The organism is Candidatus Eremiobacterota bacterium (genome assembly GCA_031082125.1).
Classification (GTDB): Bacteria; Vulcanimicrobiota; CADAWZ01; order CADAWZ01; family Ess09-12; genus Ess09-12.
In genome coordinates, this window is sequence record JAVHLM010000044.1 from 1 (window position 1) to 12,454 (window position 12,454).

The following is a 12,454-nucleotide window of genomic DNA, read 5'->3' on the forward strand; positions in this document are numbered from 1 at the left end:
CTGCCGGGGGCAGGCTCGTCAGCCGTGTACACTAAGCCTTACCCGGGCGGCGCCTTCAGGGTTGATCGCCTGGCATTCTCCGGGATTTTATGCATAGTTTTTGAGGCTTAAGACGCTGGTCTGGTGCCTCCCCCCGGGGGCGCCAGACCAGACGCACTTTCCCCCTTTTCTTCGAACCGGGCGCCTGGCGCGACCGCCCCCTCACGTTGACCTCCTGGGCGGTGGCTGGGAGCACGGCGAATGCAAGCCCGCCGGTGTATCGATGCGGCGAATGTTTGCATTCGCAAACCCTGCGGGTCGCCAAACATGGGATGTTGTGGCGACATTCGCGCCGTATCGGCGTACCCCTCGACAGCGACAGGGCCGGGCGCCGAAAGGACCGCCTTTCACCTCTTCGCCAAGCCCTGCTGGTTTACAAAAAAGTAACACCCGCTGCCTTCTCTTAACTCCCCGGCAATAACCCGACAACATTCTTCCGTTACGATAGCTCCATAAAAGACTTTCTTTCCTGGAGCGGATGATGTGGAAGGGTCCATAAAAGGGGCATATGTGCCCCGCAATCTCAGAGCATCTCCCCTGTATCAGCTCGTAGAAGACCATTATGAAGCCTTCGAAGGCTGCTATGACGAGCGCTATCAGGGGAAATACGGCTTCTGGAGGCCTGTCGTAAAAGATGTGTTCCTGAGATATCTGGACTGCGGCTGCCTCCATGGCGGCTTTGCCCGAATCCGCTGTGAGGACTGCGGCGATGAGTATCTCTTGCCATACTCCTGCAAATGCAGGTGCTTCTGCCCGTCGTGCAGTCAGCGGCGAGCCCTCGAGCTTGGAGAATCCCTTACAGAAGAAATCATAGATGCTCAAGTGCCGATAAGAACCAGCACGTTTACTATTCCCAAGATGCTGCGCATTTATTTCATGTTTGACCATAAGCTCTACCCCAGGCTCTGCCAATGCGCCTTCGAGACGGTAAAAGAGCTTTTCCAGGCAGCTCTCGGCCGTGAGGATGTGGTTCCGGGAATGGTCATCGGCATCCACACCTGGGGAAGTTTCGTCAACACTCACCCGCACCTCCACGGCATGCTCTGCCAGGGCTGCTATGATAAAGAAGGCAATTTCCACCCACTCCCTGATGCTTTTGACGAAAAGAAGTCGGAAAAGCTCTTCATGCACAAGGTCTTCAAGATGCTTTTAGTAGAAGACAAAATCAACGAATCAGTCATCGAGAACCTTATGAGCTGGCATAACTCAGGGTTTAACGTGCATTTCAGCGATGTGCTTTATCCTGATGACCGGGAGAACAGGGAGAAAGCGGCACGATACCTGGTTCGTGCGCCCATATCCTTGAGCAAAATGAGCTATAAGCGTGACGAAGGGAAGGTCGTCTATGGAAATCAGGGCGGTGAGAAGAGAGTATTCGAAGCCCTGGACTTCCTGGCACTTGTATCTTCTCATATCCCGGACAGGTTCGAAAATCGTATTCTCTACTACGGCTATTGGTCGAAGAAATCCCGGGGCCTTCGTAAAAAGAGGGAGGAAGAGTTATCCGCCAAAGAGCTCACTGTAGCGGAGCCTTCGCTCTCCTCAAGAATCTGCCGCAGGCGCTGGGCTGCGCTCATAAGAAAAATATGGGAAACAGACCCTCTTATCTGCCGAGCCTGCGGAGGCTCGATGAAAATAATCTCCTTCATTGACGACTTTCCGGTTTACTGACGCACATCATACCCCCAGGTATGATGATGCCGTCAGTAATGCTCTGTGAGTAGGATCAAGAAAATCCTCACCCATCTGAACCTGTGGCATATCCCCTGCAATGAGCGCCCGCCGCCCGGGATGAGCGCGTATTCAGAAGATGAGCAAGCTGAGCGTACCCAGGGGGGCATCACTGATGCACAAATCGCAGATTTGGCATCAGTACATCTGCGCACCAAAGACCCCTATGCCGATTACTATTTCCTCGACGTGGTTCTCGGACGCAACTGAAGATATAAGGGGCAGTAAGGGCTCTGGTTCTGCGCGTACAGGATCGGGGTTTTCTGCTCGCTATTCCGCCTTTTTCCTCGCATCGACACACCGCTTCCCGGAATTCTTCTCTCTTTGCCCCCTTTTCGCCACCCTCCGCCGGAAAATTTCTAGACTTTTCCCGAAATTTCTTGTATAATTTCTTCGGAGGCCGGGGGGCGCCGAAATCTAAGTTCCTATAAATCTCACGTAACACCCCGAAAACTGAGGTGAAAATGGAAAGGCGGGCATGTTCAATTAAATCTCTAACATACACTGATTCATTGGTGTGGTTAACTTCCGCCTGTTGTTTCAGCCAGTCCCTTAAAGTGGGCTCAAGGCGAATGCCAGGAGTGGGGGAGCTTGGCCTCGGCTTCTTTTCTTTGTCTTTTTTGGAAGAAGGCTTGCCCGCGCTGCTGGGTTTCTTTATCTTAATGGGTTTCATAATATTCTCCCCTCTCTGCAATCTCTACAGGTGATTATCTCTTCCATGGGGGCCATGCTCACTCCTGCTGGGGAAACAAAGAGGAGCGGACCTGCCGCTCCTGTTACGTGCTATTGCTTACTCCTTTGCTTTACAGCAGTGTTATGAATTCTTCAACGGTCAACTTTGCCTGCCTGATTATAGATAGCAGTGTCTTGAGAGGAAGGATTCTGCTTCCGTGCACCGGGATACATACAATGGAGCCCCCAGCGGGATGAAGAAAGTAATGATGGCTCCCTCGGACATGAGAAAGCCGAAACCCTCCTCTAAGCAGAGCATTCTTTGTATCCTCCCCGCTTATTCTCGGGAGTCTGCTCATACTGCAATCTCCAGGTTAACCCACTCAAGGGAGCCCTGATCTTCTTTGACCGGGATTCCCTCTTTCTGTGCCGCTTCAATATACCCCATGATGGCTTCCCTTGTATTCGCCAGAGCTTCTTCCCTGGTGTCCCCATAAGTTGAGATATTATTGAGTGCCGGAACATAGGAGATGAAAACCTTATCCTCTTCATCCCATTCAAGCAGAACATTGAAGTGCTTTAACATGACATGCCCCTCCCAGCTTGCAGTATCATCACAATGTCTCAAGGTACAGCTCAATGGCTTCCCCGATATTCACCAGGGCTTCTTCAATGCTGTCCCCCTGGGTTTGACACCCCTTCAGTTCTGGGCAATAAGTATAATACCCATGAGAATCTTTCTCTATTACCACACTCACCTTATAGGCCATTGTGTAACCCCCCTCTTTCTGTGCCGCTTCAATATACCCCATGATGGCTTCCCCGGTATTTGCCAGGGAAGAGGCCCTGGCAAGCTCTGCCGAGTGCCGATCACTTCCATGATGGCACTGCATTGTCCTGCCTTGATTATATCACAAAAGAAAAGGAGCGGTCACTGCCGCCCCTCTGTTGCCGATGAGAGATCACCCCAAGGCTTATTACTGGGGAGGGCTTTTCAGGCTTTCCTTCCAGTCCTGCCGCCTGGCGTGCTCCATACCTGCAAGGAAGCCTGCGCGGTAAATGAAGAATTGTTCCTGCTCCTCCAGGTTCATCGTTGCCCTGTGGCAGAGCCCCTGGAGAGTGTCCCTCTCATTGGTCATCTCTTCACGTTTCATCTTCTCAATAGGGGCAAGGTAGAGCCTCCTTTGTTCCTCGCCATGCTCATAGAATTCCGAAAGTGAGTGCTCAATAAGTTCATTCAGTGCATCTTGTTTCTTAATCTCCTCAATGGCCTGCATGGTTCCCTCCTATTCCGACAGCACCGGCACGGGCTCACCGAAGAGCTCCTCATAGACATCGGGGTTATGCTCGAGGCAGAGCCTCTTCGCCTCATCGGCATCGATCACCTCAGCATGATCCCTCTCCCCCTGCCACTGAGTTCCATGGCACACATGGTGAAGACCTGACCTATGCGGACCTGAGCGGTGCGATCCTGACCCGTGCGACCCTGCAATATGTGAGCCTGACCAGTGCGAACCTGTCCAATGCGGACCTGGCCGATGCGGACCTGAGCGGTGCGAACCTGCAATATGCGATCCTGAGCTACGCGAACCTGAGCGGTGCCATAATGCCTAATGGCCAGCCTTATAATGGACCAGTGCCCGGCCCTCAGGGTTACGTGCCCACGCAGCTATAAGCGCAGCGCGGACACCGTCAAAGCACTCACGAGGATGGCTCTCCTGACATAGAAACGCCCATCCTTGAGCTTCCCCATTCCGAGGTGTCTCCCTGCGCTGCCGCAAGTGTGATTCCTGCCATCCCAGTGATCCAGGTTTTCGGTGTACTCCACCATGCCGATGGCCGCCCCATTCTCATCAACTGAAGATATAAGGGGCAGTAAGGGCTCTGGTTCTGCGCGTACAGGATCGGGGTTTTCTGCTCGCTATTCCGCCTTTTTCCTCGCATCGACACACCGCTTCCCGGAATTCTTCTCTCTTTGCCCCCTTTTCGCCACCCTTCGCCGGAAAATTTCCAGACTTTTCCCGAAATTTCTTGTATAATTTTTCCGGAGGCCGGGGGGCGCCGAAATCTAAGTTCCTATAAATAAACCACTCTGCTCCCTCCCGCAAGCTCGTCGAGTGCTTCGCTCCCGAGGGGGGATATCAGCGCGGTGGCCTTGAGGTTCGCCTTTATCTCTTCTCTGTTCATCTGGCAGCGTCCCGGTATCCCTCCTGTGGAATATGCTCTGCACTATAGCTTTTTCTCCCGCCCTCCAAAGTTCCTGCCGCGAGCTCGCTTCCTGTCCTCGCAAGGCCCGCACTGAAGCAGTCGAGGAACGCATTCGAAGCGCCGGCAAGATCTGCCCCGAAGCGCTCCTCAAAGGTTGTCGTGGCGGATCGCGCCGGTATTGACGATAATCCTCAATGCCTGTGGCGCGAATTTTTCAGATCAGATTCCTGAAAGGGCGCCTGTTAAGAGAGAGGGCGTTCAGTCAGGCATGGGGCATGAGCATCAGTGAATATGCAGCCGGCACAGGCGGGCAGGTAATAAGCCTGGATCCGAAGGCCCGGGCGGTCATATATATTTAACAGGAATCCGTAATTTCTTCATACTCTTGTCATAATCTGTCAGCATGAAAGTGCTATGCTTGTTCCATGAAGAAGGGCAGGCACCATGAACCATCCAGGAAAAAACTAAGAGACAGGGGCTACAAAATGCTCTTCTCCCATCCCGCGATGGTGGAGGACCTCATCAGGTCCTTTGTAAAAGAAGATTTCGTCAAAGAAATAGATTTCACCACTCTCAAGAAAGTGAATGCCTCCTATGTGTCGGAAGAGCTCCTGGAAAGGCAGACCGATATCATCTGGGAAGTGACCGTCAAGGGGAGCCCGGCCTATTTCTATATTCTGATCGAGTTCCAGTCAACAGTCCATAGATTTATGGCGCTTAGGATTCTCACTTACATTCTGCTGTTCTATCAGGACCTCATAAGGGCAAGGAAAGTGAAGCGGGGCATGCTGCCGTCAGTTTTTCCGGTGCTGCTCTATAGTGGAGGAAGGGCGTGGAATGCCCCTTTGAACATAAGAGAGCTGATTGAGAGGCCCTTTGGAACCATGAGCCCTTATACGCCGGTCTTTTCCTATTACAAGATTGCGGAGAATGAGTTCTCCAGGGAAAGCCTCAGGGAGCTTGACACCATAGTCTCCCAGTTATTTCTGATTGAGACGGCAGGCGAAAGAGAATTGGCGAAAATCATAAGAGATGCTATAATAGTATTCAGGAGAGAGGTAAACCCGGAGCTGCAGAGGGACTTCGGGATATGGCTGAGAAGAATGCTTCGCGCGAAAAATATCACTTTGGATACCGCTGCGCTGGAAGAAAGGTCGGTGAGCCCCATGCTTGAGGAAACCCTGGAGAAGTATGAGAAGAAGCTGCTCAGGAAGGGAAAGCGCGAAGGCATGCGTGAAGGCATGCGCGAAGGCATGCGTGAAGGCATGCGCGAAGGCATGCGTGAAGGCAAACTTGAAGGCTTGCGCGAAGGGTTGCTGAAAGGCAAGCTCGAAGACGCGAGGATGATGAAGCAAAAAGGGTTCGACAGTGAGACCATCTCAGAAATTACCGGCCTCTCAAGGGAACAGATAGAGAAATTGCCTAGCTCCTCTTAGATCTCCCCCCGGGCGCTTTCACTCCCCCCGGGCGCTTTCATCTCCCCCCGGCCTTCTCACTCCCCCCCTGGGGCAGCGTGATGATGAAGGCGGCGCCGGTGCCGCCGCTCTCGGCGCATCCCACCTGGATCAGAGGCTTCACGCCCGGCAGGGCGTGGCTGAGGGAGTTGTGGAAGAGGTTCGAGAAGACCTGCTCGAAGGCCTGGGGGTCGCAGAGGACAGGGGTATTTCGCTCCCGCTCCCGCCTTTTTCCTCGCACCGACGCACCGCTTACTGGAATTTTGTAGATTTTCGGCCTCCTTCACTGCTCTTCACCAGGAACTATTTGGACTTTCCGGAAATTTACTGTATACTATCTTCGGAGGCCGGGGGGCGCCGGGATCTGAGTTCCTCTCCTCTGCCTTGACTGCCTCGTCAAATTTACGGCGAGCATGGGCCCAGCATCCAATCAGGTTGACATTGGGTATATGCTCAACAAGCTCTGAGTAATAGATAACGTACACAATATAACATCTGCTCAATTTGATGATTCAATTCATTTCTTCGGCACATATATTACACGGCATTTCTTTGCCAGCCTGGTTTTGCTTGATTTGCCAGGTTCTGGCGGGTAAAACATATCGAGTCCCCTTCCAAGAATGACTTGCCATTTTTCCGTTTCAATCGAGCGATCATGCAGAGTCTGCTCAAAAGTAAAGGACAATTCTATTCCTCTATCCTTCAGCTTTTTCTTCAACTCTGAGAGCCGTTTTCGCGATTCCTTTTCTTGTGAAAGACCATAGGGCTCCTGTGATTCATAGGTCGTAATTAATTCCACCATAGCATTGTGTGGTAGTTTGACTGAGCTGAGCAGATCCTCGAGATTTCTTACTTGATAATCCAGTCTGATATAGGGATCCAAGATCTTTATCCACTTTTCATTATTGAGAATAGGGCCAAACAGCTTTAGATAAGTGATATCGGCTTGGCTGTCCTCAATATCAGTTATATTAAAGCCTTCCCTTTTCGAAGCGGCAAAGGATGAGGCTGATATTGGCTTAGCTCCGCTCATGCATTTCTCTATAAGCTCAATAGCTCTTTTTACGACGACTGAATCAAGATTATAAACAAGACGCTTTGATTCCAGGGCAGATGATAAGACAAGAGGCTCGCCTATTGAAGCTATTGACATTTTATCATCCCCACCTTTATCGATTGCCAGTTGCCATCCAGTTGAGGGCGCTTGCGATATTTTGTGGAGCTTGACTCCTGATTCAATGAGATCGAGAAGACCCTTCACGGATAATAGATTATGCTCATTTATCTCGGAGAGTTCGGGAATCTGGCTGATTCCTATTTCAATTTTGATTCCGGCCATTCTTTCTTTTTTGAGTTCAGCAAGGAATCTCGCCCATGGTATACCATGGGGGACCTCGTCATTATCGCATGTACCTGCTATCGCAATTATCCTTTGGGAATTTCGGAGCTTTCTTTGAAGCCACTCTGTATTGTGTGCTCCGCAAAACCTAGATGTACCTTTTTCGTATTCAACAAGCAGGCCTTTTTCCTGTGCGCTATTGAGGATTATGAGGTGATCAAGATAGGGTTGTATGAGCCTTTTATCGAGCATGATATGCTCTGATTGATTTTCATAAGAGCGGAGGCACTTATAACAGGATTTCTCGCATTGACAACCATCGAGAATGCTCCGCGCTGTTGTAAGTATATTTAGAGCTTGTGCCGCTATTTTACGCACATATCCAGCTCCACCAGGGACATTATCATAAAGAACAATTTGAAAATTCACAATTCCGTCTATTTTGATACTTCTTACGAAACCACTGAGCTCACCCGATTCAGCGCCAACTACTGCCTGAGCGGCTTCAATCAATGCCGCCTTAAGGCTTGTGAAAAACTCAGGTGCTTTTATCTCACAACCTGGAAGATTTATCAAAAGAACATCTGTCTGAAATTGATGCCCGAGGTGAAATCTGGTCGAGTTACCACCACAGCTTTGCCTTCTATTATGGAGAATTCTGTGTTCTTCAAAGGAGGATTTGTTGGTAGGCGCATGCCAGTGTCCGCAGGATCGGCATAACATAAAACCGCTTCCCCCTTCCTCAGAAAGGCCGTTGTTGACAATAAGGATTTCTCCTTTTCTCATATACTCAAATTCAACGCCCTCAGCTTGGAATTTCTGCATATCCTCGGAAGTACCTGCAAGATAAGTATTCGAAACATAAAAGGCTCTCTTTCGATATTCTTCATCTGAACCGATGGCTTCTGCTCTCTCTGCCATAAATGAAGTGGCAAAAAGAATTGGAAAATCCCTGGGTAAAAGAGCTTCTTTGCAGAAAGGGCAGACAGTTTTTGAGAGATCGAAAGAAAGAAAATCGCATGTTTCACATTTTCGATATACTTTATTGAGATCGGGGACTGGGGCACGATGAAAGTCGAGCCCGATAACCTGGTATTTCTTTCCATCCATATAGATCGTATTCCCGGGGGCGTATTCATAGATAGCCATCTCGAGGCTGCGAAAAATAGGTTTCTTGACCTCATCTTTGGCAACGAGCCGTCCTGAATCTGAGGGGAATGCATAGCTGGGCAGAAAGCCTGTGTTTGATAGGTATGAAAGGGGATAATTCCCGTCAATCTGATCGAGCAACTTGTAGAGATGTGCCTCCCGCTCAGAAAGCTCTGCCGCTCGCTTCGGATTTGTTCGACTGATTCTTACCTTTTCAGTGCTCAGCTCAAGTACATCCGAAAATAACGCCTCCCTCTCCAGAATCCAGGGGCTAAATGCCTCAATGAGATGTGAGTAAAAATCATCAACCAAGGCACCTATTTCTTTGGCATCAATCCATTGGATGCCCTTTTCCTTTCTATCTTTTTCAAAAGCCTTCATAACAGCATCAATAATTTCTTTTCTTCGAATTTGAACTTCTTTTTCAATCTCCGGAAATGCGAAATCTTTCTCGCTTTCTGAGAGAAGCTGACCGAGTGTATCCTTGAATTGAAAATCAAGTTTTTCAAGAATGAGAGAATTAATTTGCCGCTTGACAATGCGCTCATTCTCTATTGTAAACTCTGGGGGATCAATTTCTCCCGATATCATATCTGATGGTCTTTCAAAAAAATATGTATCGTGAGCCCTATCGAGGGCATAGGTATTTATCAGAGAAATGCGCTCTTTTCGGCCTGCTCTCCCGCTTCGCTGAGCATAATTTGCGGGACCAGGGGGAACATTTCGCATAAAAACACTTGGCAGATCGCCTATATCCACACCCATCTCCATTGTTGGTGTGCAGACAAGGATATCTGATGCGCCACTTTTAAAAGATCGTTCTATCTGAATTCTACGTGTACCAGAGAGCTGCGCAGAGTGCTCATTCGATATCATCCGGAAAGGCTCTTTATGCATATATACATCAACATAATAATTCATAAGGGGATCTGGTTGGTAATTCTCCAGCCTTCCTGAACAACGCCAGCGCGGACAGATACCACGAACAGAATGACTTGTCACGGAACTGCAGTTATTGCATCTAAAAAGCTCATCTGGAATCGTAAGCATTATCCTCTGATGATTGACCATGGTAACCTGACGAGTTGATTTTTCGTTTCCAATCTCAACTTTAATGATAAAACCCTGATTATAAAGGAACTCGAGCCAATCTTGAAGTGCTTCAGGTGAGCGCTCCTTGCCAACTACCTTAGCCGCAAGATTGAGAAGCGCTGTCTCTCCTCCTGTAATTGAGAGAAATCCAAATACTCTATAAGGTTGTTTTTCACTGCTTATTTTATGATTGCAATAACCTACTGGCAGATTTGATCGGCCGAAAAGATTTCTTTCGTTTTCCATGGGTCTTAGCAACATTGGATGTGAAAGAGCTCTTTTGAAACGCATTTCATCCAATATCAAGGCAAGGAGATTATGGAGCTCTACACCATTAAGTTTCCATTTTCTTTGTAGATCTTCCGCGATGTGGGCTAATTCCTTCAACATCTCTTTCTCTTTATAGTAGAGGACAGCGATTAAGCCAATACCCTCAAGACTGGTCCTTCGAGAGCCGGGTTTTGCGATTTCGGAAAGCATGACCATTTGAATATCGGCATGTTCAACAGCCACATCATCCGGATTTTCAGGTTTGCGAATGTTATAGCTGAGCTGCCCCCCTTCTTCTCGCGTGGGCTTGGGACAATAGATTTGATATTGGAGCCTTCGTTTATAAAGCAGTTGCTGCAAGCGCTCGAAGCTTACAGGATCTCCATTGTGAGCGTCCAATTCATTGCGCAATACCTGGTATATAAGTTGCCGGCCGGTAAAATGAGAATGCTTGAGATTGAGATATGCAGCTTGAAAGGCCGTATCCTGTCGATTATCGCAGAAGATCAATAATTTTCGCTGTTCAGAAGTGAGATGTTGAAATATACCCTCCACCAAAATGTTGATACCAACCATTGTTGCAGAACGAAGTGGTGTCACAACTTCCATTCCCCCGCCATATATGCCTTCGCATGCGGGGCACTTATGTATTGGGCCAAAATAGGCTTTGGGTTTCCTAATTACCCGCGCGCTTTCTGCGACGGCATTGTTATTCCTGCAATCACATGCTACAGGGCCTTTCACATAGAGCGTTCCACAGCAGGGACAATAGTGTGCTGTGAACTCTGAGGTATCTTCATCAGCCTGGTTATCACCTTCATCTTCTCCAGTCTCTTTTCTTTCATAGAGATGATAGGTTAAATGAATGGGCTTGCTATCTTTTTGCTGTTCATCAACTAATTTCACCCATAACGGGATTACATTTGATTTTTTCGATTTTCTGCCTTTTCTTGTGGGTTCCTGATCCTCGACCAGCTCTTCTCCAGGAAAGGCGCGATAAAAGTCCTGACCACAGTTCCTGCAGACTTCAAGGGGGAGACAACGGGCACCACAGTTTGAACAGCTATCTACATATTCAGTGTGAAGCATTGCACATTCATCATTGGTGCAACGATATATTCCCTGGATTCCTCTCCAGAAAATATGAACTTTGGGTCTGATAAGAGGTTGGCCATTAAATTTTGCTTTTGCGCCCAGCAGCAGATATGCTTCGACTTCTCTCCTGAGATAGGTTTCGTCATTGCCAGCTCTCATTGCATCGTCTGCAAATCTTTTTTCCTGTTGATATCCTTTATCAATGTTCCCTCCGGTGCCAAGAAATCTTGTCACTTCATCGAGAGAGCGTGGTTCATTGAGCAGTTCTTGAATTGAATGAAAGAGCATATTATCTGCGAGTATTCTTCCCAGAAATTCAGCCGGCGCATCAATGCCTTTCTTGTCGGTTGTCTCCATGGCGGTCAGTACGACTGAATCAGGTGCGATATAGTCCATGCAAAAGTCATATACTAGATCGATATTTGAAAGATCGCGAAGCTTGCGAATATCCTCTTCTTCTATTGCCGGTGCGGGCGGCATATATGGCTGAGTTGGTTGCTGAAGTGCCTGGTATTGTTCGATACATATATGTCCCGGCAAGAACAATTCGCCAAACAATTCTGATGCAAAATCTGCCACTGGTTGAGAATCTTTGCCTTTTACTGTTGCGCTTGTGCCGATGCACAGCAGCTTTCCTTCAATTTTATTTACATGCTCTTTAAGCCTGCGTATGAGACAGGCCACTTCAATACCCCTGGCCCCCTGGTAAGTGTGGATTTCATCGAGAACAAGAAAGCGTAGTCTCTCATCAAAGAGCACCCTGTCTAATTTCCTCAGTAGCAAATATTCCAGCATCGAGTAGTTCGTCATCAGAATGTTGGGTAGTGTCTTCGCATTCCTTATATCCTTGCGATACCATATCGCCTCTTCGCACAATCCCTGGGGTCGTCTTTCTTTATTGTGCCTATCGGCATCAGATTCGTCTTCCGGTGTGTCGCCTGTATAGCGGGCGAGTGTCACTTGAGTGCCAGCAAGATATCGTGTAAAGCGTTCGTATTGATCATTTGCAAGTGCATTCATGGGGTAGAGGATCAAAGCTTTGATGCCAGGGCCTGGATTCTGCAGGCAATAATTCAGTATGGGAAGGAAAAATGCTTCTGTCTTTCCTGAGCCTGTACCGCTGGAAATTATAGTATTGTTTCCTGCCAATATCTGTTCTATGGCGGTCTGTTGATGTGAGTAGAGCACCCATTCACCAAATGGAGGGTATTTCTCGCCTTTCTCATCAACATATGAGCTTGCCTCAAGGAGCTTCTTATTGAGGTCGAGTTTCTTCTGCTGTTTGGCTAAGCTTTCACCGGCGAGCTCATAGGGCCGCTGTAACGATAAATAGGGACCGCGCCAGAGAAGATTTTCCTGATCGATAAGTGAATGCAGATCTTCGCGTAGCTTAACATCTGCCACG

The 12,454-nt window shown here is 48.6% G+C and carries 9 protein-coding genes; 2 read left to right on the plus strand and 7 right to left on the minus strand.

The features are described 5' to 3' along the window. Positions 1-549 precede the first annotated feature (549 nt). Entirely contained in the window at positions 550-1,710 is a 1,161-nt protein-coding gene (locus RDV48_29050; GenBank protein MDQ7826882.1) for a transposase, read from the plus strand. An 863-nt stretch (positions 1,711-2,573) separates the two neighbouring features. Here RDV48_29050 and RDV48_29055 read toward each other — a convergent pair. The 4 genes from RDV48_29055 to RDV48_29070 all read right to left on the minus strand — a co-directional run bounded on the left by RDV48_29055 (position 2,574) and on the right by RDV48_29070 (position 3,719). Continuing rightward, positions 2,574-2,801: a type II toxin-antitoxin system HicA family toxin gene (locus RDV48_29055; GenBank protein ID MDQ7826883.1), complete on the minus strand. Its 228-nt coding sequence runs from the start codon at positions 2,799-2,801 to the stop codon at positions 2,574-2,576. Continuing rightward, complete coding sequence (locus RDV48_29060) at positions 2,798-3,082, minus strand: type II toxin-antitoxin system HicB family antitoxin (GenBank protein ID MDQ7826884.1); 285 nt, start codon at positions 3,080-3,082, stop codon at positions 2,798-2,800. Before RDV48_29060 ends, RDV48_29055 begins: the two co-directional genes overlap by 4 nt. Continuing rightward, entirely contained in the window at positions 3,057-3,212 is a 156-nt protein-coding gene (locus tag RDV48_29065; GenBank protein MDQ7826885.1) for a type II toxin-antitoxin system HicB family antitoxin, read from the minus strand. Before RDV48_29065 ends, RDV48_29060 begins: the two co-directional genes overlap by 26 nt. Before the next feature lie 207 nt (positions 3,213-3,419). Next, positions 3,420-3,719 carry a hypothetical protein gene (locus RDV48_29070; protein ID MDQ7826886.1) on the minus strand — a complete coding sequence of 100 codons (300 nt, stop codon included), beginning with the start codon at positions 3,717-3,719 and terminating at the stop codon, positions 3,420-3,422. A 1,356-nt stretch (positions 3,720-5,075) separates the two neighbouring features. Between RDV48_29070 and RDV48_29075 the strand changes: the two genes are divergently transcribed. After that, entirely contained in the window at positions 5,076-6,086 is a 1,011-nt protein-coding gene (locus RDV48_29075) for an Rpn family recombination-promoting nuclease/putative transposase (GenBank protein ID MDQ7826887.1), read from the plus strand. A gap of 37 nt (positions 6,087-6,123) precedes the next feature. Here the strand turns inward: RDV48_29075 and RDV48_29080 are convergent, their stop codons facing one another. From RDV48_29080 to RDV48_29090, 3 genes are read right to left on the minus strand one after another with little or no spacing between them, the layout of a single operon-like run. Next, the gene (locus RDV48_29080) at positions 6,124-6,345 is read right to left on the minus strand and encodes a hypothetical protein (protein ID MDQ7826888.1); all 222 of its coding nucleotides are present in this window, start codon (positions 6,343-6,345) and stop codon (positions 6,124-6,126) included. Between the two features lie 52 nt (positions 6,346-6,397). Then, positions 6,398-6,589: a transposase gene (locus RDV48_29085; protein ID MDQ7826889.1), complete on the minus strand. Its 192-nt coding sequence runs from the start codon at positions 6,587-6,589 to the stop codon at positions 6,398-6,400. A gap of 32 nt (positions 6,590-6,621) precedes the next feature. Beyond that, positions 6,622-12,453 (minus strand): MIT C-terminal domain-containing protein, encoded by a 5,832-nt coding sequence (locus RDV48_29090; protein MDQ7826890.1) that lies wholly within the window; start codon positions 12,451-12,453, stop codon positions 6,622-6,624. Position 12,454 lies beyond the last annotated feature (1 nt).

Excerpts from the sequence above, each read along its gene's own strand:
- RDV48_29075 (MDQ7826887.1), top strand. The coding sequence starts at position 5,076 with ATGAAGAAGGGCAGGCACCATGAACCATCCAGGAAAAAACTAAGAGAC.
- RDV48_29055 (MDQ7826883.1), bottom strand. The coding sequence starts at position 2,801 with ATGAGCAGACTCCCGAGAATAAGCGGGGAGGATACAAAGAATGCTCTG.
- RDV48_29070 (MDQ7826886.1), bottom strand. The coding sequence starts at position 3,719 with ATGCAGGCCATTGAGGAGATTAAGAAACAAGATGCACTGAATGAACTT.
- RDV48_29065 (MDQ7826885.1), bottom strand. The coding sequence starts at position 3,212 with ATGGCCTATAAGGTGAGTGTGGTAATAGAGAAAGATTCTCATGGGTAT.